We start from the raw sequence: 26,617 nt of genomic DNA on the forward strand, positions 1-26,617 counted from the left end.
CCTCCTTATTCTGTCGCTGTTTCTACTGTTTTACTCAGGGTAACCCCTTGTTGTTTACAAACATATGCGGTGGTAAAATCTGTCACCCAACCACCAATAAAATTCATAAGAATTCCGACAAACATATAACGTACAGCTAATTCCATTGAATTTAATCCTAAGGTTGTGATTCCTTGGGCGATTCCTAACCAAACAAATAATTCACCCGGATTGATGTGGGGAAAGACGCCATTGCTCGTATGACAAAATTGTGCTTGAGAAGCATAATAGCTTGGCTTGTAATATTCAGGCAAAAAGCGAGCCAATGTAAAAGACATCGGATTCCCCAACATAAAGGCAGATAAAAAAGGTAAGATCAAATATCTTGTGACGGGATTCTTCGTTGATAGTTTGGCAACTTTAGTTACTCGTTCTTCACCTAAGAAAGCAATCAGTGTATTCATTGCGACCATTAGGATCAACACTACAGGGACGATACCAGTCATCCAAGATATAAAAGTTTCCGCACCCGTTTCAAATAAACCGATGAAGCCTTCCGCAAATTTTGTGATATATTCCATTATTCAACACTCCTTTTTTTTGATAGGTATTGTTTTTTCCATAAACTGAATTGAATGCCAAGCATCGTAAGTGGGGAAGGTAGCGATTCTTCTTGATAATTGCCTAGTTCTACCCGCAAATAGATTTCTCTGGCATTTGCCATTGCTTGTTGCACCAATTTATTTTCTGTTCGTACCAAAGGATGATAGTTGTCGATGTAGTGGATATCTGTTCCGATATATTGTGGCAATAGACGAAATTTTGCTAGAACAGTCACGCCCTGCATCTTTCGCGCATCAATAATGATCCCTTTTTGATCGACAGCAAACATGACGATCGTTCCTGCTTTGATTTTTCCAGATCGACGACCGATAGCCACCTTCCCTTTTCTGCGCATTTCTAGATAGATTTGATTAAAGTGCTTGATTTGTTTCATTCCAAATATTACTTGCAGTCCGTAAGCAACAAGTGCAAATGCGCCGAATATATATATGAAATTCATGTTATGACCCCCTTTCGTATCATCCAATTTTGTAACCCAACTAAATCATCCAAACGACATAGTTCACTTCTAAATTCAGGATCGCCAATAACAGCAAAAAGCTGATCATACAGTTTTAGCAATTCTTTTTCTTTTTCCATCGTTAGATCTTGTGGAATGGCTAACAACAAGACGACTTGTACTTGTCCGTTGATCGTGGAGATTCCTTTCCTAAAGATACCCACTGATAAAATAATTTCAGCCGATTTTTTATTGATAGCATGAGGAAAAGCAATGCCATATTCAAAAATCGTACTCCTTAACTTTTCTCTAATAAACAGTTGCTCCTTAAATTCTTGATCGACTAAGCCTTTGCTCTCAAGAGATTCAAGCATATGATCAAGATTTTGTTTGTAGGGTTTCTTTTCATTTAAAATCTCAAAATCTAATTTTAAGTGATGAACGTTTGCGGCTCTCAACTTTTCTGCTTTACGCCACTCTTCTTGCAACCAAGTTTCGTTGAATAGATTGATCAATCGAATGATTGGGGTATGTTTCTTTACATTTTTCAGCGGAATGGTTGTAAAAACAGCAAAATATTGGTCTAAGTCTTCCTGCTGATACTCCTCCTCAGAAAAATGGACCATGCTGATTTGCGGACCCAAAACCCGTTCCAATTGACGGCGAATAATCAAGGCTGTTCCTTTTCCGGTATTACAGACGATTGCAATTTCTTTGTGTTCGTTGTTACTGGTTTGTTTCCTCAATGCAAGTTCAAAATAAAAGGCAATATAGCTGATTTCAACAGTCGGAACCACTCGTTGTAACTGCTCCCCGATCTGCTGTAGACCAATTTTTGCCAGTTCATAGGCTAGAGGATATTGGGATTCGATTTCACCATAGAACAGATCTTGAAGCTCTATTCGAAAAATCAAACGATTGAGCATGTAAATGAAGTGCTCTTTTATTTCATGGACTAAGAAGGTTTCATCAAATTCTACTAGTAAATTTTGATGAATTGTCTCTATCATTTGTTGAAATAACTGTTCGATTTTTTGCTCATCAATAGTAGACTTATCCATGCCAGCAATAGCACTTATATTAAGAGGAAAACTGAGAAAAGCTTGTTCTGTTTGGCTTAATGTGATGCTATATTCATATTCCAAATGATGGATCAATTCGACAAAAGCAGGATGACTCGTCATAAAGTCCATATATTCATTTGGCAAATCTACCAGTATATTTCCTTTAAGGAGTCGTTTCATTGTAATAGAAATCGTTTTTTTCAAAAGAAAGCCCTGATTTTTAGGTAAATTAAATTTTTGAACTACGTGTTCTACGAAATCTTGTGTGCGTTCTGATAATGGACGTTCGGCAAAATATTCTTGTACATAATGAAGGTGTAACAGTCGTAGATCCAGTTCTTCTCCACGCATACGCAGTCCACGATTCGGCGTTCCAATCACTTCGACATTAAAAGAGGAAATCAGTTTTTTCATCACTCGTAGATCTTTAACGACAGTACTTCGGCTGACCCCTAATGCTTCTGACAGATCATCGATCAGCAAAAAATCTTTTTGCTCGATCAGCTTCTTGACGATAAAGAAAACTCTTTTACTGCAAGAATTAAAATCGCTCTTCCGCCTCAAACTGCCGTTCATTATCAAATCAAATTTTTCAAAATTTTCAATTTCGATATGAAAATCATTCTTATGTTGAACGATTTCTGCAATTCCAATCAATTCTTCGTTTAAAGATTCAATGCTGGTTTTTACCGTTTGCGTACTTGTATTCAGCTGTTGTTTCAAACTGCCGATCCTCATTTCTTTGTGGGTAACCAGTAATTGTAGAATTTGATACCATCTGTTCACCACCGTCATTTACTTCCCCCACTTTTTATCCTCTAGTTTTTCCTCCGGCCACATTTGTGGTTACTCCAGTGATATAACTCGAACGATCAGATAGATAGTAACTAACTAAGTCAGCGACTTCTTTTAATTTCCCGCTTCGACCTAATGGAATCGTGCTCGTTTTGGCATAACCTGCTCTAAGCTCTTCAATCGTGATGCCACGAGTATAGGCCAAGGCTTCTTCATAAGAAAGTGTGCGTAGTCCGGTTTCCTCCATGATTCCTGGGGCGATCCCAATTACCCGAACATTTGATTTTCCTAACTCTTTTGCCCAAGATCGAGTAAAGCTGTTGACAGCGGCTTTCGTTGCCGCATACGCACTTTGCCCCTCTGAACCTTCAAGTCCTGATTCAGAAGACATATTGATGATTACTCCTTCTCCTTTAGCAACTAAGATTCTACTTACTGCTTGAGTCATCAAATATAATCCTTTTTGATTGATTGCGATGATTTTGTCAAATACTTCCTCGGATAATTCATATCTCCCATGCGCTTGCTTTTTATCCACTAATAAGCGTGGAATGTTGATGCCTGCATTGTTGACCAAACCATCTATCGTACCAAAGTGGTCCTTTACTTTTGCAACTCCAGCTTCTACTTCTTGTCGTAATGTTATATTGGTTTTTACAAATAATAATCGTTGATGTTTAAGTGTCGAATCTTTAATATCAAAATTTGCTACATTGACATGTTGTTCCAATAGACTTTCTACGATACTTTTCCCGATACCAGAAGATCCTCCGGTTACAATAATCGTTTTCCCCTCAATGTTCAGCCAATTTGTCATAAGCTATCCCCCCTTTTTTTGTTTACGCTTTCAGTATAGCTACGTAGAAGAAAATAATTAAGTCAGACTTTTTTTGAATTTCCAAAAAAAATCTGACTTAATGTCTTTTTATGAGTGATGTTTTTTTTATTTACTAGTTCTTTCCTTTATAATATTTTTTTACGTGAGGATTATCTTTCAGTTTTATCGGCTACCTTCTGATTTCGAACGTTTTAACCAGCATATTCCTATTACGAAGACTATAAACATACCCAAGCCAACCATACTAGTCGAATACATCGATTGTTCCGCCGTTTTTGGAAGATGACTCACTTTTCTAGGTTGTTTTATGGGTGTACTATACGTAACTTTATCTTTTTTCATTACTTTAGTTATTGCTTTAGTTGTTTCAGTTGTTTTTACTGTTTCATACACTTTGTTTCCTTCTGGTTGTTGGATCGATGGTATCACCGGTTCAATGATTTGCGGTAATTTTTCCCATTGTGCGGTATAAGTCATATTACCTTCCACAAACTCGCTGACAGTTGGCGTCCAACCGATGAATTTATAGCCTTCTCTTGATGGTGTTCCACTAAACACAGGGGTTGCTATGCCTTTAATCAATTTTGAAAATACTTGGTTTTCAAAAATGGGTTGATTTGCAACACCGTCTGTATAGATCACTTGATAAGTGACAGTTTGTGGAATCACAGGTTCCCAAATGGCCGTATAAGTGCCATCACCAGTCACTGTATTAGTTATTGCTTTATCCCATCCTTTAAATATATACCCAGCTCTTGTAGGTTGCCCACTAAATATGGGTGTCGCAGAACCGGCGACTAAATTGTTAAAGACTTGATCTGCAAAAATCTCTTCATCTGGTACACCGTCTGTATAGTTGACCTGATACGTTGGAATTGGTTCCCATGTTGCTGTATAAAGCGCATCGGTTGTAACTGTCTCGCTGACAGTCGGACTCCAACCAGCAAATGTATAACCTTTTCTTGTTGGTTCTGCACCAAAACCTGGTGTAGCAGTTCCAGATTCAATACGTTTGAAAGTTTTATCCTCAAATACAACGTCATTCTCTACACCATCTGCATAACTCACTGTAAACGATTCAATTGGTGTGAATGAAGCATTTACAGTAATTGATGCTAGTCGAGAAGCATTTGACGCATCTACTGGTAGCGAGACATGAATTTCAAGTGTATTTATATCACCGACTTCACCTTCGATGGTAAATGGGACGCCGATCATACGAACACTTGGATCTAGGTACGGGCTAGTATTACTGAATAGGTCGCCGACCTGATATTTTCCTAAGGAGGTCCCATTTAGAAAAACTTCCAGCTCCATCTCACTAGGATTTCTTCTTTCCTCATCAGTATTATCTAGCGTGCTTAGATCAACCATGACCATTGCTCTGCCACTTTGTTGGTTTTGAGATAACAATTTCACTTGTGTTGAAAATATCCCTGGAGAACTTCCAGGATTGATTTGTGCACCATTAAAACGCCATGGGATCATTGCATCTTCCCCGACATCATAATAATCAATGCCATTTGCAGAATACGACACTTCTGAATTGATTCCTAGAGTTGCCGCAGAAATAGTTGGATTGAAACCTAAAAATACCAGTAAAACAATAAAACAAGCGACTATCTTTTTCATAATGATCCTCCATTCTGACATGAAGTCAAAAATCACATTCCCTTTGCATATTAAATTGCTCAATGATGATCAATAAAAAAATGAATGTTTTCCGTTTTGTAAACCCTCTTTTTTTGAAAAAAGTAATGATAGTAAATTCGATCACAAATTTAATCTCCTACCTTACTATTTAGTTATAATGTTTCATTCGCTTTTAATTTATTATTAAAATTATAAAAATATAAAAGCCTGCGATCATACACCAAAATTGTTATATTTTTTTGTTTATTAGCTATTTTTTAGTGGTTTACAAAAATGAAAGTTCACTTAATCTCAAGTAAATCATAACAAATTTTAAATTAAAATTGCATGGATTTTAGCATACCAAATCCTCATAATGCTAGTAAACCAGTAATTAAATATATTCTATTTTTTTGTTCAAGTTCTCTTTTTTTCAAATCCAATCAACTTCATCGCTTCTTCCTAGCAATATATATTTCTGTTAAAAAGTTATAAAAAAACTAAATATTGTTATTAAATTCACACAAAAATATTCTTTAATAATTTCGTATTTTCTATCTTCATCGCTTATTTTGATCAGAAAAGTAAAACAAAGATTGCTTATCCATCGATAGCAATGAACTTTTTTTTTAAAAATTATACAAAAATAAGCAACGAAATACGGAACAAGCCACAATTTCCGGATTTCATTGCTTATTATTTTAGCTTAGGCTTCGATAGAATTGCTTTAACTTTTCTTTTTCCTCTTTTGTCAAAGCTTGCATAGGCTTGCCTTTTCTCGCTCCTTCAATTCCATATAGCATATGCAGACAGGCGCCACTGTCCACCTTTTGACGAATTTCAAAAAATATCTGTTCCGTTCCCTTTTCTTTAAATTTTTCTTCCGTTGTCACACCAATCTTTCGCAAATTTTCTTCTAATACTTTCCCTATATTCGGTAGATTACTTAACTCTGTCATAAGATTCCCTCCAAAAGTTTGGCTTTGATATATTGCATCGTACACTTAGAATATTCTATCGTTTTTCTTTAGTATACCATCTTGAGAAACGCACTAGCAATTCCTATAAGAACGCTACTTCGAAAGAAAGTAAACTGTTGCTTTTAGCTACTCAGTGTAGGCTTGCTCCTGTAAACTTGAATCTTCTGCTTTTTTCAGATATCATTGGTTCGTAACTAAATATGATTTTGTTTGCAGGGGGACGTTATCGCGTTGAGAAGGTAAAACCTGACCCTTTGAACCTGTTGGTTGATACCAGCGTAGGGAGCAAATGTCCTTTTTGTTGATGCGAAATCGAAACAATCAAGGCATTCTTCTATACTGGAAGAATGTCTTTTTTCTAATTTAAGGAGGAATTTGATGAAAAAAGTACTAAGTATTGCTGGCTCAGACTGTAGCGGTGGCGCCGGTATCCAAGCCGATTTAAAAACATTTGCCGCTCATGGTGTTTATGGAATGTCTGTGATCACCTCAGTAGTCGCTGAAAATACCGCTCGTGTGATCTCATACCAAGACATCGCACCAACAATTATCAATGAACAAATGACAGCTGTTTTCGAGGACATCTATCCTGATGCAGTTAAAATCGGTATGTTGTCGTGTGCAGATACGATGTTAGCTGTCGCAAGCAGTCTACAAGAATGGCAACCTAAAAATATTGTACTAGATCCTGTGATGTATGCGAAAAATGGCGATGCCTTGATGGAGCCAGAAGCAATCGACACATTGATCAAAAACGTCTTACCATTAGCTACTTTGATCACCCCAAATATTCCAGAAGCAGAAAAAATCGCAGATCGCTCGATTACTTCCCTGGAAGAAATGGAACGAGCAGCAAAAGCTATTTATGAAACATGTCACGCTGCAGTTTTGATCAAAGGAGGCCATCGCACAGGTGAAGCCACTGATATATTGTATGATGGGAAAAATATTTACTCCTATACATCTGGACGAATCGTCACAAAAAACACCCATGGCACTGGTTGTACCTTCTCTTCAGCGATTGCCTCACAACTCGCTTTGGGCGTACCATTAGACCAAGCAATTTCCAAGGCTAAAAAATATATCACTACTGCAATCGCACATTCACTAGAATTGGGCGAAGGTCATGGCCCAACCAATCATTTCTATTCACTCTATCGCAATGGTCTTAAGGAGGAACAAAGTCAATGAATACATTTTTAAAAACAGCTGTAGAAACGGTCCGTATGAAAAATCCTTTGGTCCACCATATCACGAACTATGTAACGGTCAATGATTGTGCGAATGTCACACTTGCGATCGGTGGTTCACCGATCATGGCTGATGATGCGTTAGAGGTAGCGGAAATCACAGCAATGTCACAGGCATTGGTACTAAACATGGGTACTTTGAATGAACGTACCGTAGCTTCGATGCTTTCAGCTGGGCAAACAGCCAACGAAAAAGGTATCCCGATCATTTTTGATCCAGTCGGTGCAGGGGCTTCACAGTTTCGTAATCAAACAGCGAAAACGATCATAGAAAACTTGAAATGTGCAGTGATTCGTGGCAATATTTCAGAAATCCGCTTTTTAGCGGGAATCGCAAGCAAGACGAAAGGTGTCGATGCCTCGGCAGATGATGCAAGCTCCATTGAAGAAGCCCAACGGATTGCTGATCAATTAGCAACCGCTCACAAATGTATCGTAGTGATCACCGGTGCGACAGATGTGATTTCTGATGGGCGGCGTAAAATCTTAGTGCACAATGGTTGTCCTGAAATGAGTCGGATCACTGGCACTGGCTGTATGCTCACTTCATTGATTGCTAGCTTTTGTGGGGGGTCTCCTGAACATCTTTTCCATGCAGCAACTACAGCTGTTCTTACCATGGGGATTGCTGGCGAGCTTGCGTTGGAACAAACGGCTGGTACGGGAAGTTTTCGGATCGCACTGATTGATGAAATCAGCCGTATTGATCGGGAAACATTACTACTGCGAGGAAACTACTTTGAAAAATGACATCAACTATTCCTTATACCTAGTGACAGACCAGTCACTGCTGAAAAAAAAGCCCCTCCAAGAAGCAGTGCAACAAGCTCTTGAAGGAGGTATTACCGTCTTACAGTTGAGAGAAAAAAAAGCCAATTCACGAGATTTTTATGAGGAAGCGATCGCATTGAAACGATTAGCTAAACCATACAATGTTCCATTGATCATCAACGATCGAGTAGACATTGCGTTAGCTTGTGATGCAGACGGTGTTCATGTCGGTCAAACAGATCTACCTGTGGCTGTGGTGAGAAAAATGATTGGCCCTGAAAAAATCATCGGCGCTTCCGTCCAAACACTCGAACAAGCAATTTCCGCTGAACAAGCTGGGGCAGATTATTTAGGTGTAGGGACGATGTTTCCAACCGCTACTAAAACAGATGCCATCATCGTATCAAAAAATGAACTCAAGAAGATTCTTCAACACGTTTCGATCCCTGTTGTTTTGATCGGTGGTCTCAACGAACACACGATTGCAGAATTCAAAACCTTCCCCGTCCAAGGCTTTGCTGTGGTTTCAGCGATCCTAGCAAAAGAAGAAATCAAAAAAGCGACTAAAGAACTTTCTGTACAAATCAATACGTTTATCAAAAAACAGTAAAAACATAACCACCATTAAAAAGGGGGATTTACATTTCGATTGATCCTCGATGATATTCATTTAATTTAAATTCACGAACCCTACTTGTCGTAAAGCAAAAAAAAGAACCCTTGAAAATTCAAGGGTTCTTCCTCTGTCTGATAATAAGAAATTAACGACGGATTTCTTTGATACGAGCTGCTTTTCCGTGTAATGCACGTAGGGATTCAAAGACTATTTAAATATACATCAAAAGCTCCAAAACACTTTCATATCAACATTTTAGATGTCTTAGACTATTCAAAAATTGTCATAAAAAACCAATCATCAGTCAATTTTTGCCCCTTTTCTTCCCCTTTCTCAAAAAAATACCTCAAGGCACTCCGCTATTTAGAGTTATTAAAAGACTGAAAACTAATATATCAACTATTACTTTTATCTACAATCTGAATTTTTTCCATTTTAGTAAAAAAAAAATAATAATAGGTTCATTAGAGAATTTCACCTAACTTACAGTATAGAATGTAACGAAAAGAATATAAATAATATTTGTAACTAAATAGATAATCTTATACAAACTATTGCACTCTAAAACATCGCTAATTTATAAATAAATATAAGATAAATCTATTTCTCTTATATTTATTTAAAGTGTTTGAAACATAAATATCATTTTTTTTATTATTATAAGCTAATTAGAAAGGATTTTTATTTTGAATTCAGAAGAAACTTACCAAACTTTAAAATTACTTGCACAAACAAAACGAAAAGATTTCTTAAACTCCAATGATTATGCCTCAATAATGACTGATATCATGCTACAAATACTAAATTTAAAAGACAATTCTTGGAAGTATCAAGATTTGGCACCTTATAAATTCAATGTTGAATTAATATCTCTTTATAATGATTATTTAACACTACATGAATCTGACTTTAAACATAGAGATATTTTGAATTTAAAAAAATCATTAGAAAATAGCATATATAGTACCCTAGAACCTAGATTATTACAAGATGAAATGCAGAATTTAATTACAAATGAAGAAGATAGTTTTTTAGTAATACCATTAAGTATATTTCAATATGACTCATCAAAAAATGAATGGATTAGTCATGAAGTAGGCTCTATTATAAGAAAAAAATCAGATCTGATTGAAGTAGAGATTATCGATAAATCTGGTTTATTTATACCTTCTCGTGCAAAACAAACAGATTATGTCTGGTCTCAAAATCATAAAAATACTCCTCCAAAAATAATTATTGATTATCATTATTATATTTCAATTGAAAGAATTTCAGAACTTTCTGATTTATTATCATTAGGAATTAATAATTTAGAAACACAAAAAAAAAGTGTTTTTTTATTGCCTTTCACACATGAATTTCCTAATTTTTCTAATTCAAATATTAGAGATTACTTCTTTACTAAATTAAGTACTATCTCAAACAAAGAACATTATGGGAATAAAATTAGTAGTTACCAGGCACTAGGAAATTGTTTTTCAAAGGAATTAGATACCACACTAAAAGTAGCATTAGGTAAAATACAGCCTAGTAATTATTTAGAACCTCTATCTATGGATAGGCTTAATTCTTATACTTCACTTTCAGAATATAAATTACCTAATATTAAGTCTACTAGTACCATTTATGCTTCTTTAATTGCTATTCTGATGGACCGTTTTGAATCTCTAAAATTTATGAAAGAAGACTATCAAACAAATCTCATAGAACTATATAATACTTATAAATATTTAAAGAATTGTCGTCAAGATAGTCCGTTTAAAAAAACATTGCAAACTAAATTAACAAATCAACTATACAGTAATTCTAATCTAGTTATTTCAAAAACCAAAAGAACAAATCTTTCTATAGATAGTTCTAATATGAATTTGGACTATATAAAAAATATAAGAAAAGCATTAATACACGGATATTTTAATCCTAAAAGTCTAGATAATTTAAACGCAGAAATAAAAAAACAACCTTTTTATAAAAGAAAAAAATGGAAAGAAAGTATTACTGTCAATTATAAGAACCGGTAAAAAATATATAAATTCATTTGAAATAACGAAAATTATATTTCTATAATAAGACGAGGGATAAATATGAATCAAGAAGAAGAAGAATACTATACCCATCTAGTACAATGCGCAAAATCTAAAAGAACAGCATTCATGAATGACGAAGAATATTCTTTCTTTTCTATGCAAATAATTTTACAATTACTCAATCTAATGGATAACAGAATTTCTTTATCAAAAATGGAATCCTATAAGCCTAACATAGAATTAATTTCTTTATATAAAGATTATTTGGATCTAAACGTAAATGATTTTAAATCTCAAAATATAGAATTACTAAAAGTTTCGTTAGAAAATAGTATAAATGCTTCGATTGTACCAGAGCTGTTACCTTTTGAAATTAAAAATTTAATTCCTAATACAAAAGAGAGCTTTTTAATACTACCAATAACAGTAGCTTATTATGATTTTTCTATTGAAGATTGGCGATTCCATGAAATTAGTTGTAGAATACAAAATAAAAATAATTTTATTCAGTTAGAATTTTTTGATAAGGCTAACCAATTCTATTCATTAAGAAATAATTTTAAACCAATAACTATGGATCCTCATCCTATCCAACGTAATAAAAGAGATATTATTAATTACTACTATATTATCCCTAACGAATCGGTAAAAAAACTATCTACAGTTCTGTGCTTGGGTACTGTAGATATTAGAAAACAAAGAAATGAATTATCAAATAAAATAAAAATGCAGAAATCTGATTCAAATAATATGGAATCAGATTTCTCAGAAATTTTTTTTTCAAAAATCAAAAAATTAGCAATAAAGGAATATTACGGAGAAATTGTCAGCACATATCAAAATCTCGTTGGAAATTGTCTAATTAAAGAATTAGATATTGCTTTAAAAATTGCACTAGGAGAAGAGAAAAAATGTGAAATAGCTAAAGTAAAATATTCTCTTTCTTTTAAAAGTATTCAAGCTAGATATTTGTCTACTTATAAATTACCACATATAAATTCAACTAAAGAAATATATTGGGCATTAATTGCTATATTGTTAGATAGATTGGAAACTTTAAAATTTGATATTTCTATAACCAAAGAAATTATGGAAAATATCTTCAATACTTATTCTTATCTTAAAGATTGCAGAATCAATCACCCACTATCAAAAAAATTACAAATGTATCTAACAAATAATTTCTATAAAAAACAAGATTTGTATATTCCAAAATTAGATTATACTAATATTCATGCTGATGTTATTAGTATGAATATTAGTAATATTCACTTTATTAAGCGATCATTAAATAGAATACCTATAGTACCTAAGAATATTGATTTATTAGAAAAAGAAATAAATAAAGTAAAAAAAAATAAACAAAAAAAGTTTAAGCGTAGTTTAAAATATATAGATCGTTAATATAACTAATGTTACCTCTTTGTGCCTACCTAAAAAATATAACTGACAATTAGTACTTAGCTATAATAACTATGTACCTTTTTACGGTGGTTAAATTCACTATCATAATTTTATGTAAATCGAAAACATGAAAAAATCCTTAACCAGGTAACACTTCTAATTCTTTCTTGTATCACCTAAACTATTTTGTCACTAGAATTAGTAAAACAGAAAAAGATAAATATCTTTTTCTGTTTTACTAATTATTAACTTTTAAATAGTTATAAATATCCATTCTTATTTTTATTATTTAAATTTCCTTTAGCCTCTTTATTTTTTTAAGTCTCCTCCTTTAATTTCTGTATATACTCCTTAGTTAATTTAGGTTTTGGAGCTGTTTTAGGAGAACTAATCATAGCTATAAGTAATTCTATTTAATTGCTAAATAAAGCTTTTCTAATCAAAGCCACCAAACAACTCGAACAATAAAAAAATTATTTGGCACATAAAAAAATCCCTACTTCCTATAATGAGAAGTAAGGAGTTCGCATGTACCCTATAGGACTCGAACCTACGACCGGACGGTTATGAGCCGCCTGCTCTAACCAACTGAGCTAAGGGTACAGGTTGTTGTCACAGCATCATGGACATTTTTGTTTTAAGGAAGAATTATAGTGGCAACAAACCTGTTATCGCATAAATTTAAGTTGGTATTAGCTAAGAGAGATAATGGTTACATGCGATAACACAATTATTTTATCGAACATTTTTCACTAATGTCAAGATCTTACTATTTAACTAAGACGTTCTTCATATTCAACAATTTTTTCATTCTAGAAAAAATACGGTCCTAGCATTTGTGTTTCTATAACAATTTTATTATTTGATGATAAACTAATATTTTCAACTCTTAATTTTTCATCTCTAGGAAATAATAACTCCAATTCTTGTGGGTAAAAGCTCATTCCATAATATCCTAAAAAAGTAGCGTTTTTCCATTTCCTCACTTTTATTCTTAATTCGATTGGTCGATGAGTAAATACAGAGTTTCTCACCAAAGTCGTTGATAAAAAACCTGGATCTTGATATATCTTTCCCACTATTCCTGTATTTTTTAGATAATCTGCTGCAGTAGGCAATACTGTTTGAAAATAATTATTACATATGTTTTCTTCTATTTCTTGCAAAGAATAGCCAAGTCGTTCAAAAAAGTCTATATTCGCATATCGATAAACAATGATATTTTCTGTAATAAGCGGATAAACAACTGCTTCATCTAATATGGAAATTCTTTTTTGTTCTTCTATGCTTAAATCTGAAAAAGGTATTCCTTTTCTCAAATTACTATTAAATGGACGAGAATTATAGGTATAATCTTTGAACATTTGTCGTTGTTCATCTGAAAATAAATAATTTCCTGAATGATTGATCCCCCAAGTTGTTGCTTCTTGAGCATTTGTAAATTCTTTAAAACTCTCATTAGCTAGAACAGTAGAATTAGGAACAAGCATAAAAAACAAAAACATGATACAAAATAAAATTTTAGTTTCTTTTATTTTTCTTTCCATAGCATACACATCCTATCATTTGAATTATAAATAAAATATTATAAATAACACGTGATATTCAAGTTTAATGCTTTTAAAATTGATTTTGTATGTACTGCCCCTCAACGAGGAGCTATTTTTTATCGTTTTGGAATCGTCAACGCTAAATCTTTGAAGTGGAAATCTTGATGGCCACCCTTTGTATTTCCTGCTGGATCATTCGTTCGTCTAAACATAATATAAACATTCTTTCCGACAAATTTTTTCATGTCAAACTCACCTTTCATCCCATATTTTAACCCCTTGGCAACGCCTAAGTGTTTGTTGACATCTTCTCGAACGATTCCAGGAGTCGCAACTCTAGCTAATTCTTTGCCTGTTTGTTTATCCATTAAGAAAATATAACCGTATCTGTGATTCCCTGCTCCTTGCCAGCCTTGAATCGTTAAAATCCCTTTCTCAACTTCTTTCATCAATTCTAGTTTGGCTTCTTGCCCATTTGCTTTCTGAATCGGGCTTTCTGTCACATATTCATCGTGTGTTTTTGGCTTAGATGAGCTATTGGCATTTGTATTGTTTGAAGAAGATACTCCCAAAGATTCACCAGTAATTGCTTCGATTAATTCTTTCGCTACTGCATCAATGTTATCAACTAATTTCTTTACATCATTTGCATTAGAGATGAATCCTAGTTCAACTAAGCGGTATGGAATTCCACGATTAGAAAATACATTGCAGTTTAGCAAATCTGAACGTCCAAATGTTCCTGTTGGCTTTGATGATCCCCACAATCCAACATATTTCTCAATCACTTTTGCAATCGCAAGATCATTACTGTCCGCTTTAAATCGAGCATTGATAATCACATGACCATTTTCAGCGCTAGGATTGCTTGATCCATCTAAATGAAACTCTGTCACCGAAGCATAACCATTTACGTCATACGCGCCACCTCCAGCTTTTGTTTGTTGATACATATCTAGCGATTCATTGTAAAAATCAATCTGATTATTTTTTAGTTTTGCAGCCCATGCTTTTAGTTTTGGTCCTAAAATATTACGGGTAAACGTTGCTTCCTGATAGCCATTTCCCAGTGCTCCGGGATCACCTTGGCCATGTCCAAATACTACTAAATGTTTACTCATTTTCATCGTCTCCTTGTAAATGATTTGTTGGGAAATATTTTTCTTTTTTTACTTCAATTTCATCTTCTAGCCACTTAATTAGCCACATTGGAAATTTATCTTCCCAACCTAAAACAGCGATATTGGCCATCAAACTATAGAAATTATGGTAAATAAAAGCGAAGATAAACAAACAAAAAATAATGGAACCAGTACCTAACAAATAATCAAAGCCATAGGCAATCATGCAAATCACCAAGATTACAAAATCTCGAATAGCTGAATCGATCAGAGTCGTACTATTTTTCTTTTTACTTGTCGATAATTTGGCTAAACTAGAACCCACAGCCCATTCCATAAGAAAAACTGCTAATAATATTCCAATAACAACTGCATGCTCAATGCCTAATTTCTTTGACGTAATCCAATCAGGAAACACAAAAGAAATTCCTCCACCAATTGCACCGAATACCCAACTACCGTCATGACTCATTTTTAAAAGTTGATTTTTCAACAGTTCTATCATTGTATTCACTTATTTTCTTCCTTTCATAAAAATAAAAAGCGCACTCATTTGAGCACGCTACTAAATGATTTTATTTTCTTCAATCTAACCAATATGAAAATGTATCTAAATAACAATATTTAACATCTTTGCCACTGTCATTTCCTACGTATAGATTTCCTGCGCTAGTGACAGCTATTCTGCATGAAGTACTCAATGAATTAGTTGTCCCTAAGCCCATTTTAGTATCAGAAGGGGTGAGTTCATCTGGCAATGTAGAAATAATATGTTGTTGTGTTTGACTAGGCAATGTATTACTTGTTGTGGTTACCGCACCTCTAAATGATAGTTTTTTATGACCATCTATTGTGTCAACTCGATACTTAGGACTAGTTCCGTCTCCTCCTTGATAACCTTCTGTTAGTGATAAATCTTGCCATTCCCCTAGAACATAAGTATTATTTTTCATCCAAACAACATTCGCCGTCACTACTCTTAAGTCATCAATTAGCATTGCAATATTATTAGTATTTGTTTCCACCTCTGTTTCCTTAGCAAAATTTGCTTCTATATATTCAGAAGTCAAATCCCAGACAAAGTCATTTGGTTGAAATCAAAGGAGAAAATAAATGAATATATTGAATCATTTGATAGATATACAAGTTAAAAATTTAATAAACTCTCTTAAATATATGAAAGAAAAACTTCCTTCTGAAATGCCAGTTATAGGAAAAATTAAAGATGATACACTAGTTTTAGGGATGAGTGATGGAATTGAATACAAATTGCATAGGTATCGACATCCTTTGGAAAAGGAAAGATTTAGCATACATTTACGTTTTAAAGAAACCAATGATCATTTAATACGTATTGATATAAATAATGGATCTCACAGAAATCCTGATGGCGAAATTATATCAAACAATCATATTCATATATATAAAGATTCGGAGTATGCTAAAGATGCGTTTGCCTATCCATTACCAACAGAGTTTACCGATCTAGAATCGATATTTTCTGTATTAGAACAATTTTTACTGTATACTAATATTCAAGAAGATCCAAATTAGGAGGTGAATATAATGATTGAAAGTTCTAATTTAAAAAAAATCTATAATGATTGGGTTTCGGAAAAATTTAGTTATAAAAACTTGGAAACTGGATTTATTAGAATTGATACACCTTTTTTTGATAGGCACAATGATAGCTTAATTCTTTATGCTCAAGTGAAAGATAAAGAAAATATTATCTTAACTGATGGAGGATATGTTATAGATGATTTAGAGGCAAGTGGAATCTATGTTTTGAGATCACCACAAAGAAAAAATCTACTAACAAGACAGTTACTATCATATGGTGTTTCTATAAATTTAGAGGATAACTCATTATCATTAAATACTAATTTGTCAAATTTCCCAAATGATAAGCATCGTTTGTTACAAGCAATGCTTTTCACTAACGATATGTTTATGCTAGGGAAAAAACAAACTTCAAATGTATTTTTTGAAGACATAGCAAATTTCTTAGAAAATAATAATATAAGGGCAAGTCAAAACGTTTCCTACGTAGGACTTTCTGGAATGAGTCATAAATTTGAATTTTCAATTCCAGGAATTAGAGATATACCTGATAAGCTAATAAAAACATTAAATGTTCCAAATAATGAAATGTATGCAAAGGCTTTGACTGCTGATGTACACAATACTAGCGAAATAGTCAGTCGACCAACGACATTTTATACTTTCATTAATGATGCTGAAAAAGAAGTTAGACCTGATATCGTTTCTTTGCTTAAACATGAGCGAATTAAAGTAATTCCTTTTTCAAAAAGACAAGAATTCATAGATGAATTAGCTCAATAGAATAAATCGATAAAGTAAAAAGCCTTCGGGCTTTTCTTTTACAACCAATAAGAACATATATTCGAAAGAAAGAGAGGATAAATGTAATGTGGATTGAAGAACTTTCTAGTGGAAAGTATAAATATGTAGAACGATATACTGATCCTTTAACTGGTAAACTAAGAAGAGTATCAATCGTTAAAAGTAATAAAACTAGACAAACACAAAAAGAAGCATCTTATATTCTTAATAATAAAATTGCTAAAAAACTTAAAGAAATTGATTCCGCTACTAAAGAAATCACATTCCTTGAATTATATAGCGAATGGTTTAATCACTATAAAAAACAAGTAGCTGAAAGTACCTATTTATCCACAAACAATTTAATGACTGCAGTCAAACAAGACATTGGAAAAAATACACTGGTTTCACGAATTGATGCTAGATTATTAAATGATATTCTTGATAAATACTTATACGATAAAAATTTATCAAATAAGTACGTTGCAATTATAAAAGCTAAAATCAATCTTGTATTAAAATATGCTGTAAGAAAAGAATATATCCATGTGAATCCCATGGATAAAGTAGAAATTAATTATAAAAAAGAATTTAGAACAGCTAAAATAAAGGACAAGTACCTTGAAGATACAGAATATAAAAAAATAATTGATTTCTCAATGGCTCACAATGAACGATATGGCTTACTATTCCAATGGCTTTATCTCACAGGAATGCGTCCAGGCGAGGCTACGGCTCTTCTTAAATCAGATATAGATATTCAGAAGAAAACAGTAACAATAAACGGAACTTTACTTTATCGTGAACGTAGAGTAAAAGAAATGAAAAAGTCTAATCGGACAAAAACTGCTGCTGGAATGCGTACCATTGATTTATCCAAAAAAACTTTAACCATCTACCAACGTCTTCTCGAATTAAATCCACAAGGAGAATTCCTTTTTCAAACCAAACATGGTACTCCAATTTTGATAAATGCAATAAACACTTATTTACGAACTCATAGGAAACAAATGGGAATCGATGAATCTAAAAATTTAAGCTCTCATATTTTTCGGCATACTCATATTTCTAAACTTGCTGAAATAGGAACACCGATGTATGTCATTCAAGACAGAGTTGGACATGAGGACAGTAAATTAACTCAACAAATTTATCTTCATGTTACTGAAGGAATGCGTGAAAAATTACAGAGTGATCTTGAGCTTTTATAAAAGTTTGCCCCTTTTTTGCCCCTCATCACTATTTAAATTAAAATTTCAATCAGCTAAAGGAATATCAATATAACATAAAAAAGAAAAGAACTCTTGAATTAACAAGAGTTCTTTTACCATTCGATAACAATAAATTAACGACGGATTTCTTTGATACGAGCTGCTTTTCCGTGTAATGCACGTAGGTAGTACAATTTCGCACGACGTACTTTACCGTAACGGACAACTTCGATTTTTGCAACACGTGGTGTGTGCAATGGGAATGTACGCTCAACGCCTACACCGTTAGAAACTTTACGTACTGTATAAGTTTCGCTGATTCCAGCACCACGGCGTTTGATTACAACACCTTCAAATAACTGGATACGTTCACGAGTACCTTCGACAACTTTCGCATGAACACGTACAGTGTCACCAGGGCGGAAAGCTGGAATGTCAGAACGTAGTTGTTCTTTTGTTAATTCTTCGATTAATGGATTCATTGTTTTCTTCTCCTTATTCCAAACATTCTTATGAGTAATTTCTCACAGCGGAACATCGTAATAGTTAAGTGTTTTTACACTCACCATAGAATACTATCATATTCTATGGTGAGTGTAAAGAAAATTTTCATTTATTTGTTGCAACTCAAGCTTCTTCTTTTTTGATCTCCGCTAGCATTTTTTCCATTTGCGGTGTCATGTCTAATTTTGCTAACATGTCTGGACGTCGAAGATATGTTCGGCGTAAGGATTCTTTTAGTTGCCATTCTTCAATCAATTTATGATTACCATTGGTCAATACTTCTGGTACCTTCATGTCTTTGAATTCTGCTGGTCTTGTATATTGAGGATGTTCCAACAAGCCAGTAGAATGCGAGTCTGTTTGGGCAGATGTTTGATTACCTAAAACATCTGGCAATAGCCGAACGGTCGCATCGATCATCACCATGGCGCCTAGCTCACCACCGGTCAATACATAATCTCCCAATGAGACTTCATCTGTTACGAGTGAACGGATGCGCTCATCATAGCCTTCATAGTGGCCACAAATAAAGATCAGATGCTCTTCTTCCGAAAATTCTTCTGCCATTTTTTGATTAAATGGTTTACCAGCTGGATCAAGCAAGATCACACGTTTTTTTGTTTCTGGATGTTTTTCTTCGATGGCTTTGATATTGTCATAGATGGGTTGGACTTTCAATAACATCCCTGCCCCACCACCATATGGATAATCATCGACTGTTTGGTGTTTGTTGTCCGAATACTCACGAAAATTAGAAACATTGATTTCTAACAATTCTTTTGCTACTGCTTTACCAATGATCGATTCCCCCATCGGACCTTCAAACATTCGTGGAAACAGAGTCAACACGTCAATCTTCATCATCGATCAATCCTTCTAATAATGTCACACGAACCAAGCCATTTTCAAGATCGACTTCTTGAACGACGGAATCGATATACGGGATCAGTGCATCTTTTTTCTTTGGTCGTTGGATGACCCAAACGTCATTTGCACCTGGAGATAAAATCTCTTTGATCTTTCCTAGTTCTTTTTCGTTTTCATCAATGACCTTCAAGCCAATGATTTCATGGTAGTAATATTCATTTTCTGTCAATTCAACTAAGTTTTCTTTTGATACACGTAAGATACCATCACGGTATTTTTCAACGTCATTGATGGAAGGATGATTCTCAAAGCTGAGTAAATCAAAGTTTTTGTGTTTACGGTGACTCTTTACAGTCAATTCTACAGGAGCTTTTCCTTCTTGGAAGAGTGTCAAAACTTCACCTTTTTTGTAACGTTCTTCAGGGAAATCTGTGGTTGAGATGACACGGACTTCACCTTTGATTCCTTGGGTATTGACAATCTTGCCAACGTTTAGATATTCAGTCAACTTTTGTCCTCATTTCTTTCATGATTCTTGTCACTCTGCTTGGTCCCGATTTGCTTTTGGACTCAGAGTGTTCTATCGTTTCCTGTCTATTTTAGCATGTGGTTCTTGGCAATTCTAGTCTTCTTTTATTGTTGTTCTATGGAAACAGCCATTTTTAATGCATTCATCGAATCTTGATTCGTGATGGTATAGACAGTGGTTGGTTTTTGCCAAATGATTCGAGTATTTTGATTCGTGCCATCGGTCATATTGATTTCGATCGTTCCGACTTTTTCCGGTGCAGGTAAGCGGGCAGACTCCAAGTAAGTCACGATCTGTTTCGCCAAAGGTACAGGATCTTGTCCGTCAATATTGCTGGCACGTATTCGTAACCGCCAATTTCCTTCTTGCCATTCAAGAATCGAAGAACCAGCAGCACCTTGTTGATAACCGACAATGTTATAACCGAGATCGACTTGTCTTCCTCCAGTATCGACCGTAAATGGCTGAATCGTGTTCAGTGTTTCTTGGGAAGATGCAAAGTCATCTTGATAAAGGTAAGAAGCGATTGGTTCTGCTTGGTTCAATGAGGCGTCGTTTAGTGGTAGCGCTTGTTCTGATTGATAGTATAAGACAGAAAAGCCTTGTTTTGTCATCGTTGCTGCGATGTTCAAGTTAGATGACCCAACTGGGATCTCTTTGGGCATCGGTGTGTCTGGATACTCTTTTTGCAATTGCTCAAAGGCAGTTTGCGTCGAATTTTCTTGCGTACTCGTACTTGTTTCAGCTGATGAGGCTGTCTCATTGCTACTCACGGAAGATGACCCTATCTCTTCTTTTGAAGTACTTGTTTCTGTCGTACGAACTGTTTCATTTGTCGTTTCTTGACTCGTTTCACTTGGTGATTGACAGGCACCGAGTAAAGCGACTGCGAATAAGCTGATCAAACCTATTTTTTTCATTCGAAACACTCCTCTCTTACTATTAAGGATACGCTTTGTACCTGTTTTTGCCAAATATGATCTCTAAAGAACACAAAAAAACTGTTTCGCGAAAACGAAACAGTTTATTCTTTATTGTCGATGATATTCAAACGCACTTTTTTCGGTGCATTGATTCGTACTCCGTAAACGATTGTGCGGATTGCTTTCGCAACGCGTCCTTGTTTACCGATGATACGACCGATATCTTCGGGAGCCACAGTTAGATTGTATTCGTAAAAATCTTCCGACTCAACGACTTCTAGCTGGACTTGATCAGGATAAGTAACTAACGGACGAACGATTGTTAAGACTAAGTCGCTTAAATCTTTCATATCCGGTCACCTTATTTCTTTGAGAATTTAGCTTCATGATGTTTTTTCATAACGCCTTCTTTTGAAAGGATGTTACGTACTGTATCTGAAGGTTGTGCACCTTTTGATAACCAGTCAAGTACTAAATCTTCTTTTAAAACTACTTCTGCAGGGTCTTTCAAAGGGTTGTAAGTACCTACAGTTTCGATGAAACGTCCATCACGAGGAGAACGTGAATCAGCTACGACGATACGGTAAAAAGGACTCTTTTTAGAACCCATACGTTTTAAACGGATTTTAACTGCCATTATATATTTCCACCTCCATTGTTTTATTCACAAGATGTAGTGTACCAGTTTTTTTTTACCCTGTAAAGCTTTTTTTCTTTACAGTCTGATTTTTTTCTATTTTTATTCTTTCTCTAAGTAGTTTGTTCCTTTTCTACGGATTTTTTCTTACTTTTTTGAATCATCAAGGTTGAACATAGGAAGCTTGTAAATCCCCTATCCATAAGCATTTCCTATGTTTTCAATCACACATTAAAATAACCCAAGTGTTTTTATTTGCTCAGTTTACTTATTTTTTGTAAGATAAATATAGAAAGATTGAAGGAGGAATTGTTTTATGACAAAAAAAATTGGTTTTTTCATCGGAAGTTTAAGAAAAGATTCATACAATAAGAAAGTTGCAGAAACTTTTGCGGACTTATTACCGGAAGGATACGAGAGCGTATTTGTAAAAATCGATGACCTTCCTTTTTATAACGAAGATATCGAAACACCTGAGCAAACACCTGCAGAATGGACACGTTTCCGTGAAGAAGTCAAAGATCTAGACGGCGTGATCTTTGTAACTCCTGAGTACAACCGCTCAGTGCCAGCTGTATTGAAAAATGCCTTGGATGTTGGTTCTCGTCCTTATGGTCAAAGTGTTTGGGATAAAAAACCTGGTTTAGTGGTCACTGCTTCTCCTGGTGGAGTCGGTGGTTTTGGCGCAAATCATCACTTACGTCAATCATTAGTCTTTTTAAATGTCCCAACATTACAACAACCAGAAGCGTATATCGGAAATATCACTAACTTACTTGATGAAGAGGGCAACATTATCCAAGGAACCGTTGATTTCTTCCAAACGATTTTAGATGCGTATCTAGATTTCGCGGGAAAATTGAACGCTTGATGTCTTGCTAATTTTACAAAAAACCACGAAACAGCATGTTGTTTCGTGGTTTTTTGTGTGACCTACTATTCTTTGTGCTCTTCTTTACGATAGTGTAGCTCGATGAACTCGCCAAAGCGTTTCGTGTCCACCAATTGATACCGCTGTACATAATCCCCTTCTTGAAAAAGACGAATCCCATTCCCAAGTAAAACCGGCGCAATTTGAATGTACCATTCATCGATCAGTTGCTGTTCAATGATTGGTTTGAGCAAACTGCCCCCACCAACTACCCAGATCCTTTGTTCACTTGATTCCTTCAACCCCTTGAGAAAGCTTACGGGATCTTCGTGAACGACCCTAGCATCCTCCAGCTTCAATTCTTTGTCTGTTGAAAAGACATAATTGGTTTTTTCTGGATAGATCTTGGCTGTATCTAAATATTTTTTGGCTTCTTGATATGTTTTTCTGCCCATGATCGTTGTATCGATGGTTTGATAAAACGCATCATAGGTTGTTTTTTCCCCAGTAGGCGTATCGAAGAGCCATTGTAAGTCATCATTAGTTGTTGCTAGATAGCCATCCATACTGATTGCTCCGTAAAAAATGATCTTAGACATATTATCCTTCTCCTTTAGCGTTTGACTTCTTGGTGGCGAAAACAAGTGATCAGGTGATCGTTGATGATCCCTACCGCTTCTAAAAAGGCATAAATAGTCGTACTTCCAATAAATCTGAAGCCGCGTTTTTTCAAGTCCTTTGAGATACGATCAGAGAGTTCACTAGTAGTTGGCACTTCACTTTGGTCTTGGTAGTTTCCGGTTACTACTTTGCCATCCACAAAAGACCAGAGATAATCCGAAAAACTGAGTCCAGTGGCTTGCATTGCCAGAACAGCTTGTGCGTTCGTTATTGCCGCTTCGATTTTTCGACGATTGCGAATGATCCCCTTGTTGTTCATCAATTCTTCGATTTTTTCTTCATCATACTTGGCAATTTTTTCGAGTTCAAACTGGTCATAAGCTTCATCAAAAGCTTGGCTCTTGTTCAAGATCGTTTGCCAGCTGAGACCTGCTTGATTGATATCAAGCATTAATTTACGGTACAGTCGTTGATCTTCATATTCAGGTACCCCCCAAATCGTATCATGGTACTCACGCATCATTTCAGTTGATTCACTCCATGGACAGCGTTTCATCGACTCACTCCTTTTAGGATTTTCAAACAATGTATGAAAAAACTCCGAAGACAAAATTAAATACGTCTTCGAAGCTTTTTTGCACTTGATTACTGTTTATTTCTTTTTCTTCTTTTTCTTTTTGTTTTTCTTCATCATGCGATTCATCGCCATTTTTCCTAGCTTACCTTTGACACCGGTACCGAACATTTGGTCCATGCCAGGAATATTCATGTCCCCTTTAGACATTTGTTGCATCATCTTACGGGATTCTTTGAATTGTTTGATCATACGATTGACTTCCACTACGCTGTTCCCTGAACCAGCAGCAATTCTGCGTCGACGGCTTGGATTCAATAGGTCTGGGTTTTCACGTTCTGCAGGTGTCATTGAATAAACCATTGCTTTTTTACGCTCAACATCTTTCGGATCAACTTTGATATTTTCGATTCCTGGCATTTGATTCATTCCTGGGATCATTTTTAATAAGTCTTCGATTGGGCCCATACCCATGACTTGATCCAATTGTTCAATGAAATCATTGAAGTCAAATGAGTTTTCACGCATTTTTTGCGCAAGCTCTTCTGCTTTTTTCTCATCATAGTCTTGTTGCGCTTTTTCGATCAGCGTCAACATATCCCCCATACCAAGGATACGACTTGCCATGCGATCTGGATGGAAGACTTCTAAGTCAGTCAGCTTTTCACCAGAACCGATGAACTTGATCGGTGCGCCTGTCACTGAACGGATTGATAGCGCCGCTCCCCCACGTGTGTCTCCATCTAATTTTGTGATGACGACCCCGGTGATCCCTAATTGTTGATTGAAGCTATCCGCAACGTTGACGGCATCTTGACCAGTCATCGCATCGACAACGAGTAAGATTTCGTTAGGTTGTGTTAAGTCTTTGATTTGTTTTAATTCATCCATCAATGTTTCATCAATGTGTAAACGACCGGCTGTATCGATCAATACGTAATCATTTTTCTTTTCTTTTGCGAGTTCCATCCCTTGACGAACGATTTCTACAGGACTCACATCTGTTCCCATATCAAAAACCGGAACATCCAATTGCTGTCCTAAAACTTTTAACTGGTCGATGGCAGCAGGACGGTACACGTCACCTGCAATCAATAAGGGACGAGCATTTTCATTTTTCTTTAAATAATTCGCTAATTTACCAGTAAACGTTGTTTTACCTGCCCCTTGCAACCCAGCCATCATGATGACAGTCGGGATTTTAGGAGATTTAGTCAATTCAACTGTTTCAGAACCCAAAGTGATCGTTAACTCTTCATCCACGATCTTTACGATTTGTTGTGCTGGAGAAAGACTATCAAGTACTTCTGCTCCAACTGCACGTTCGCGCACACGTTTCGTAAAATCTTTGACTACTTGTAAGTTGACATCGGCTTCTAATAGCGCAAAACGGATCTCGCGCATCATTTCCTTGACGTCAGCTTCAGAGACTTTTCCTTTTTTTCGTAACTTTGACATCGCCTGTTGTAGGCGTTCAGTTAAGCTTTCAAATGCCATATTTTATTCATTCCTTTTTGTTATTCTTCGATTTCTTGAATTTTTTTGATGTATCCTTGTAGCGTTTGATCTTCAGGATACTGTTCATTGATATAGTTCGTCAATTCTGTCAACAACTGTTCACGAACGACATAGTCAGAAAAAAGGTGGAGTTTTTTTTCGTAATTCTCCAAGATCTTGCTCGTTCGTTTGATATTATCATAAACTGCTTGGCGACTGACTTCATATTCTTCAGCGATTTCTCCAAGTGAGAAATCATCTGCATAATATAATTCCATATAATTCATTTGTTTCTCAGTCAACAGTGTCGAATAAAATTCAAAAAGAGCATTCATCCGATTGGTTTTCTCAATTTCCATTCAACTCACCTCGTTGATCCATCCACTCTTCTTCTGAGCAGACACTGATTTTTTGTTGGAGAAAATAGGCGGTAGCTACGCCAATGCCTTCTTTCAGACTACCAGTGAAACTACCATCATAGATAGTTGATGAGCCGCAGGAAGGACTATTTGCTTTTAAGATCAACGTTGAGATCTGCTTTTCCTTTAGCACTTGATAAGCATTGATCGCACCTTTTTTATAGGCTTCTGTGACATCTTTTCCAGAGATCGTCATGACCTTAGCCTGATGATCCCAGACATCAAACCCATCACCACCAACGATTTCTGCTGGTTCTCTTGGAATGGGCAAACCTCCTGCTACTTCTGGACAGATCACGATTGCTTGACCTTCTGTCACGAGTTTTTTTAAGGCAGGGATTGTTTGTTCCCGGCCATCATAGCGACATGACACGCCACCTAAACAAGCACTGATACCGATCATCGGACATTTTCTCCTTTAGCTGAGCAAATTGCTTTTATATTATACCATTTATTTAGCTGGTTAAATAGTCCTTGCCCCCGATTCTGTGCTAAAATAAAGGAGATGAAATTTATCAAAAGGAGAAT

The 26,617-nt window shown here is 35.3% G+C and carries 30 protein-coding genes, 1 tRNA gene and 1 riboswitch; of the genes, 9 read left to right on the forward strand and 22 right to left on the reverse strand.

What is annotated here, in order from left to right; genetic code table 11:
* Nucleotides 1-5: 5 nt before the first annotated feature.
* The 6 genes from srlA to IGJ95_RS09335 all read right to left on the reverse strand — a co-directional run bounded on the left by srlA (nucleotide 6) and on the right by IGJ95_RS09335 (nucleotide 6,330).
* Nucleotides 6-560 carry a PTS glucitol/sorbitol transporter subunit IIC gene (gene srlA / locus IGJ95_RS09310; RefSeq protein ID WP_153830222.1) on the reverse strand — a complete coding sequence of 185 codons (555 nt, stop codon included), beginning with the start codon at nucleotides 558-560 and terminating at the stop codon, nucleotides 6-8.
* Nucleotides 560-1,042, reverse strand: coding sequence for a transcriptional regulator GutM (locus IGJ95_RS09315; RefSeq protein ID WP_010735018.1), 483 nt, complete (start codon nucleotides 1,040-1,042; stop codon nucleotides 560-562). The genes srlA and IGJ95_RS09315 overlap by 1 nt, the downstream gene beginning before the upstream one ends.
* Nucleotides 1,039-2,901, reverse strand: coding sequence for a BglG family transcription antiterminator (locus IGJ95_RS09320; protein WP_153830223.1), 1,863 nt, complete (start codon nucleotides 2,899-2,901; stop codon nucleotides 1,039-1,041). The genes IGJ95_RS09315 and IGJ95_RS09320 overlap by 4 nt, the downstream gene beginning before the upstream one ends.
* Nucleotides 2,902-2,917: 16 nt before the next feature.
* The gene (locus IGJ95_RS09325) at nucleotides 2,918-3,718 is read right to left on the reverse strand and encodes an SDR family oxidoreductase (protein WP_010735016.1); all 801 of its coding nucleotides are present in this window, start codon (nucleotides 3,716-3,718) and stop codon (nucleotides 2,918-2,920) included.
* Between the two features lie 183 nt (nucleotides 3,719-3,901).
* Nucleotides 3,902-5,371, reverse strand: a complete 1,470-nt coding sequence (locus IGJ95_RS09330) for an InlB B-repeat-containing protein (protein ID WP_438761778.1) — start codon at nucleotides 5,369-5,371, stop codon at nucleotides 3,902-3,904.
* Between the two features lie 701 nt (nucleotides 5,372-6,072).
* On the reverse strand, nucleotides 6,073-6,330 hold the full coding sequence (locus IGJ95_RS09335) for a TfoX/Sxy family protein (RefSeq protein ID WP_062804957.1): 258 nt from the start codon (nucleotides 6,328-6,330) through the stop codon (nucleotides 6,073-6,075).
* A gap of 225 nt (nucleotides 6,331-6,555) precedes the next feature.
* A riboswitch (TPP riboswitch) is annotated at nucleotides 6,556-6,653 on the forward strand.
* A 76-nt stretch (nucleotides 6,654-6,729) separates the two neighbouring features.
* On the opposite strand from IGJ95_RS09335, the gene thiD reads away from it, so the two are divergent.
* The 5 genes from thiD to IGJ95_RS09360 all read left to right on the forward strand — a co-directional run bounded on the left by thiD (nucleotide 6,730) and on the right by IGJ95_RS09360 (nucleotide 12,419).
* Nucleotides 6,730-7,542, forward strand: a complete 813-nt coding sequence (thiD, locus tag IGJ95_RS09340; RefSeq protein ID WP_153830225.1) for a bifunctional hydroxymethylpyrimidine kinase/phosphomethylpyrimidine kinase — start codon at nucleotides 6,730-6,732, stop codon at nucleotides 7,540-7,542.
* On the forward strand, nucleotides 7,539-8,351 hold the full coding sequence (thiM, locus tag IGJ95_RS09345) for a hydroxyethylthiazole kinase (RefSeq protein ID WP_153830226.1): 813 nt from the start codon (nucleotides 7,539-7,541) through the stop codon (nucleotides 8,349-8,351). The genes thiD and thiM overlap by 4 nt, the downstream gene beginning before the upstream one ends.
* On the forward strand, nucleotides 8,341-8,982 hold the full coding sequence (gene thiE / locus IGJ95_RS09350; protein ID WP_153830227.1) for a thiamine phosphate synthase: 642 nt from the start codon (nucleotides 8,341-8,343) through the stop codon (nucleotides 8,980-8,982). The genes thiM and thiE overlap by 11 nt, the downstream gene beginning before the upstream one ends.
* Nucleotides 8,983-9,674: 692 nt before the next feature.
* A complete protein-coding gene (locus IGJ95_RS09355) occupies nucleotides 9,675-11,009 on the forward strand; it encodes a hypothetical protein (RefSeq protein WP_438761781.1) in 1,335 nt (444 codons plus the stop codon).
* A 63-nt stretch (nucleotides 11,010-11,072) separates the two neighbouring features.
* A complete protein-coding gene (locus IGJ95_RS09360) occupies nucleotides 11,073-12,419 on the forward strand; it encodes a hypothetical protein (RefSeq protein WP_438761783.1) in 1,347 nt (448 codons plus the stop codon).
* Between the two features lie 529 nt (nucleotides 12,420-12,948).
* Here the strand turns inward: IGJ95_RS09360 and IGJ95_RS09365 are convergent.
* The 5 genes from IGJ95_RS09365 to IGJ95_RS09385 form a co-directional block, all read right to left on the reverse strand.
* Nucleotides 12,949-13,022, reverse strand: a tRNA-Ile gene (locus tag IGJ95_RS09365).
* Between the two features lie 209 nt (nucleotides 13,023-13,231).
* Nucleotides 13,232-13,966, reverse strand: a complete 735-nt coding sequence (locus IGJ95_RS09370; RefSeq protein ID WP_438761785.1) for an ADP-ribosyltransferase — start codon at nucleotides 13,964-13,966, stop codon at nucleotides 13,232-13,234.
* A gap of 119 nt (nucleotides 13,967-14,085) precedes the next feature.
* A complete protein-coding gene (locus tag IGJ95_RS09375; RefSeq protein ID WP_438761337.1) occupies nucleotides 14,086-15,090 on the reverse strand; it encodes an N-acetylmuramoyl-L-alanine amidase in 1,005 nt (334 codons plus the stop codon).
* Nucleotides 15,083-15,595 carry a phage holin family protein gene (locus IGJ95_RS09380; RefSeq protein WP_438762185.1) on the reverse strand — a complete coding sequence of 171 codons (513 nt, stop codon included), beginning with the start codon at nucleotides 15,593-15,595 and terminating at the stop codon, nucleotides 15,083-15,085. Before IGJ95_RS09380 ends, IGJ95_RS09375 begins: the two co-directional genes overlap by 8 nt.
* Before the next feature lie 79 nt (nucleotides 15,596-15,674).
* Nucleotides 15,675-16,115, reverse strand: coding sequence for a hypothetical protein (locus tag IGJ95_RS09385; RefSeq protein WP_438761787.1), 441 nt, complete (start codon nucleotides 16,113-16,115; stop codon nucleotides 15,675-15,677).
* 88 nt (nucleotides 16,116-16,203) lie between these two features.
* Here IGJ95_RS09385 and IGJ95_RS09390 point away from each other — a divergent pair, with 88 nt between their 5' ends.
* The 3 genes from IGJ95_RS09390 to IGJ95_RS09400 all read left to right on the forward strand — a co-directional run bounded on the left by IGJ95_RS09390 (nucleotide 16,204) and on the right by IGJ95_RS09400 (nucleotide 18,647).
* Nucleotides 16,204-16,644 carry a DUF6978 family protein gene (locus IGJ95_RS09390; protein WP_438761789.1) on the forward strand — a complete coding sequence of 147 codons (441 nt, stop codon included), beginning with the start codon at nucleotides 16,204-16,206 and terminating at the stop codon, nucleotides 16,642-16,644.
* A 12-nt stretch (nucleotides 16,645-16,656) separates the two neighbouring features.
* Complete coding sequence (locus tag IGJ95_RS09395) at nucleotides 16,657-17,436, forward strand: DUF1828 domain-containing protein (RefSeq protein ID WP_438761791.1); 780 nt, start codon at nucleotides 16,657-16,659, stop codon at nucleotides 17,434-17,436.
* Between the two features lie 86 nt (nucleotides 17,437-17,522).
* Nucleotides 17,523-18,647: a tyrosine-type recombinase/integrase gene (locus IGJ95_RS09400; protein ID WP_146896580.1), complete on the forward strand. Its 1,125-nt coding sequence runs from the start codon at nucleotides 17,523-17,525 to the stop codon at nucleotides 18,645-18,647.
* Between the two features lie 134 nt (nucleotides 18,648-18,781).
* On the opposite strand, the gene rplS is transcribed toward IGJ95_RS09400, so the two are convergent.
* From rplS to rpsP, 6 genes are all read right to left on the reverse strand, one after another.
* Entirely contained in the window at nucleotides 18,782-19,129 is a 348-nt protein-coding gene (gene rplS, locus IGJ95_RS09405; protein WP_002286913.1) for a 50S ribosomal protein L19, read from the reverse strand.
* A 145-nt stretch (nucleotides 19,130-19,274) separates the two neighbouring features.
* Nucleotides 19,275-20,012, reverse strand: a complete 738-nt coding sequence (trmD, locus tag IGJ95_RS09410) for a tRNA (guanosine(37)-N1)-methyltransferase TrmD (RefSeq protein WP_167347588.1) — start codon at nucleotides 20,010-20,012, stop codon at nucleotides 19,275-19,277.
* Nucleotides 20,002-20,526 carry a ribosome maturation factor RimM gene (gene rimM / locus IGJ95_RS09415; RefSeq protein ID WP_010735009.1) on the reverse strand — a complete coding sequence of 175 codons (525 nt, stop codon included), beginning with the start codon at nucleotides 20,524-20,526 and terminating at the stop codon, nucleotides 20,002-20,004. Before rimM ends, trmD begins: the two co-directional genes overlap by 11 nt.
* Before the next feature lie 125 nt (nucleotides 20,527-20,651).
* Nucleotides 20,652-21,467: a hypothetical protein gene (locus IGJ95_RS09420; RefSeq protein ID WP_194179828.1), complete on the reverse strand. Its 816-nt coding sequence runs from the start codon at nucleotides 21,465-21,467 to the stop codon at nucleotides 20,652-20,654.
* Between the two features lie 104 nt (nucleotides 21,468-21,571).
* Nucleotides 21,572-21,820, reverse strand: coding sequence for a KH domain-containing protein (locus IGJ95_RS09425; protein ID WP_010735007.1), 249 nt, complete (start codon nucleotides 21,818-21,820; stop codon nucleotides 21,572-21,574).
* 11 nt (nucleotides 21,821-21,831) lie between these two features.
* Nucleotides 21,832-22,107 (reverse strand): 30S ribosomal protein S16, encoded by a 276-nt coding sequence (rpsP, locus tag IGJ95_RS09430; protein ID WP_010735006.1) that lies wholly within the window; start codon nucleotides 22,105-22,107, stop codon nucleotides 21,832-21,834.
* A 316-nt stretch (nucleotides 22,108-22,423) separates the two neighbouring features.
* On the opposite strand from rpsP, the gene IGJ95_RS09435 reads away from it, so the two are divergent.
* Nucleotides 22,424-22,978: an NADPH-dependent FMN reductase gene (locus IGJ95_RS09435; protein ID WP_010735005.1), complete on the forward strand. Its 555-nt coding sequence runs from the start codon at nucleotides 22,424-22,426 to the stop codon at nucleotides 22,976-22,978.
* A gap of 65 nt (nucleotides 22,979-23,043) precedes the next feature.
* Here IGJ95_RS09435 and IGJ95_RS09440 read toward each other — a convergent pair whose 3' ends face one another.
* From IGJ95_RS09440 to IGJ95_RS09460, 5 genes are all read right to left on the reverse strand, one after another.
* On the reverse strand, nucleotides 23,044-23,577 hold the full coding sequence (locus IGJ95_RS09440; RefSeq protein ID WP_010735004.1) for a dihydrofolate reductase family protein: 534 nt from the start codon (nucleotides 23,575-23,577) through the stop codon (nucleotides 23,044-23,046).
* A 14-nt stretch (nucleotides 23,578-23,591) separates the two neighbouring features.
* Complete coding sequence (locus tag IGJ95_RS09445) at nucleotides 23,592-24,155, reverse strand: DNA-3-methyladenine glycosylase I (protein ID WP_062804951.1); 564 nt, start codon at nucleotides 24,153-24,155, stop codon at nucleotides 23,592-23,594.
* A gap of 96 nt (nucleotides 24,156-24,251) precedes the next feature.
* The gene (gene ffh / locus IGJ95_RS09450) at nucleotides 24,252-25,670 is read right to left on the reverse strand and encodes a signal recognition particle protein (RefSeq protein ID WP_153830229.1); all 1,419 of its coding nucleotides are present in this window, start codon (nucleotides 25,668-25,670) and stop codon (nucleotides 24,252-24,254) included.
* A gap of 20 nt (nucleotides 25,671-25,690) precedes the next feature.
* A complete protein-coding gene (locus IGJ95_RS09455) occupies nucleotides 25,691-26,029 on the reverse strand; it encodes a putative DNA-binding protein (protein ID WP_010735001.1) in 339 nt (112 codons plus the stop codon).
* Nucleotides 26,019-26,492, reverse strand: coding sequence for a DUF523 domain-containing protein (locus IGJ95_RS09460; protein WP_010735000.1), 474 nt, complete (start codon nucleotides 26,490-26,492; stop codon nucleotides 26,019-26,021). The genes IGJ95_RS09455 and IGJ95_RS09460 overlap by 11 nt, the downstream gene beginning before the upstream one ends.
* Nucleotides 26,493-26,617: the final 125 nt, after the last annotated feature.

Source organism: Enterococcus sp. AZ156, assembly GCF_051714165.1.
Taxonomy (GTDB): Bacteria; Bacillota; Bacilli; order Lactobacillales; family Enterococcaceae; genus Enterococcus_B; species Enterococcus_B pernyi.

Excerpts from the sequence above, each read along its gene's own strand:
- srlA (WP_153830222.1), bottom strand. The coding sequence starts at position 560 with ATGGAATATATCACAAAATTTGCGGAAGGCTTCATCGGTTTATTTGAA.
- IGJ95_RS09315 (WP_010735018.1), bottom strand. The coding sequence starts at position 1,042 with ATGAATTTCATATATATATTCGGCGCATTTGCACTTGTTGCTTACGGA.
- IGJ95_RS09320 (WP_153830223.1), bottom strand. The coding sequence starts at position 2,901 with ATGACGGTGGTGAACAGATGGTATCAAATTCTACAATTACTGGTTACC.
- IGJ95_RS09325 (WP_010735016.1), bottom strand. The coding sequence starts at position 3,718 with ATGACAAATTGGCTGAACATTGAGGGGAAAACGATTATTGTAACCGGA.
- IGJ95_RS09330 (WP_438761778.1), bottom strand. The coding sequence starts at position 5,371 with ATGAAAAAGATAGTCGCTTGTTTTATTGTTTTACTGGTATTTTTAGGT.
- IGJ95_RS09335 (WP_062804957.1), bottom strand. The coding sequence starts at position 6,330 with ATGACAGAGTTAAGTAATCTACCGAATATAGGGAAAGTATTAGAAGAA.
- thiD (WP_153830225.1), top strand. The coding sequence starts at position 6,730 with ATGAAAAAAGTACTAAGTATTGCTGGCTCAGACTGTAGCGGTGGCGCC.
- thiM (WP_153830226.1), top strand. The coding sequence starts at position 7,539 with ATGAATACATTTTTAAAAACAGCTGTAGAAACGGTCCGTATGAAAAAT.
- IGJ95_RS09360 (WP_438761783.1), top strand. The coding sequence starts at position 11,073 with ATGAATCAAGAAGAAGAAGAATACTATACCCATCTAGTACAATGCGCA.
- IGJ95_RS09370 (WP_438761785.1), bottom strand. The coding sequence starts at position 13,966 with ATGGAAAGAAAAATAAAAGAAACTAAAATTTTATTTTGTATCATGTTT.
- IGJ95_RS09375 (WP_438761337.1), bottom strand. The coding sequence starts at position 15,090 with ATGAGTAAACATTTAGTAGTATTTGGACATGGCCAAGGTGATCCCGGA.
- IGJ95_RS09380 (WP_438762185.1), bottom strand. The coding sequence starts at position 15,595 with ATGATAGAACTGTTGAAAAATCAACTTTTAAAAATGAGTCATGACGGT.
- IGJ95_RS09390 (WP_438761789.1), top strand. The coding sequence starts at position 16,204 with ATGAATATATTGAATCATTTGATAGATATACAAGTTAAAAATTTAATA.
- IGJ95_RS09395 (WP_438761791.1), top strand. The coding sequence starts at position 16,657 with ATGATTGAAAGTTCTAATTTAAAAAAAATCTATAATGATTGGGTTTCG.
- IGJ95_RS09400 (WP_146896580.1), top strand. The coding sequence starts at position 17,523 with ATGTGGATTGAAGAACTTTCTAGTGGAAAGTATAAATATGTAGAACGA.
- rplS (WP_002286913.1), bottom strand. The coding sequence starts at position 19,129 with ATGAATCCATTAATCGAAGAATTAACAAAAGAACAACTACGTTCTGAC.
- trmD (WP_167347588.1), bottom strand. The coding sequence starts at position 20,012 with ATGAAGATTGACGTGTTGACTCTGTTTCCACGAATGTTTGAAGGTCCG.
- IGJ95_RS09420 (WP_194179828.1), bottom strand. The coding sequence starts at position 21,467 with ATGAAAAAAATAGGTTTGATCAGCTTATTCGCAGTCGCTTTACTCGGT.
- IGJ95_RS09425 (WP_010735007.1), bottom strand. The coding sequence starts at position 21,820 with ATGAAAGATTTAAGCGACTTAGTCTTAACAATCGTTCGTCCGTTAGTT.
- rpsP (WP_010735006.1), bottom strand. The coding sequence starts at position 22,107 with ATGGCAGTTAAAATCCGTTTAAAACGTATGGGTTCTAAAAAGAGTCCT.
- IGJ95_RS09435 (WP_010735005.1), top strand. The coding sequence starts at position 22,424 with ATGACAAAAAAAATTGGTTTTTTCATCGGAAGTTTAAGAAAAGATTCA.
- IGJ95_RS09440 (WP_010735004.1), bottom strand. The coding sequence starts at position 23,577 with ATGTCTAAGATCATTTTTTACGGAGCAATCAGTATGGATGGCTATCTA.
- IGJ95_RS09445 (WP_062804951.1), bottom strand. The coding sequence starts at position 24,155 with ATGAAACGCTGTCCATGGAGTGAATCAACTGAAATGATGCGTGAGTAC.
- ffh (WP_153830229.1), bottom strand. The coding sequence starts at position 25,670 with ATGGCATTTGAAAGCTTAACTGAACGCCTACAACAGGCGATGTCAAAG.
- IGJ95_RS09455 (WP_010735001.1), bottom strand. The coding sequence starts at position 26,029 with ATGGAAATTGAGAAAACCAATCGGATGAATGCTCTTTTTGAATTTTAT.
- IGJ95_RS09460 (WP_010735000.1), bottom strand. The coding sequence starts at position 26,492 with ATGATCGGTATCAGTGCTTGTTTAGGTGGCGTGTCATGTCGCTATGAT.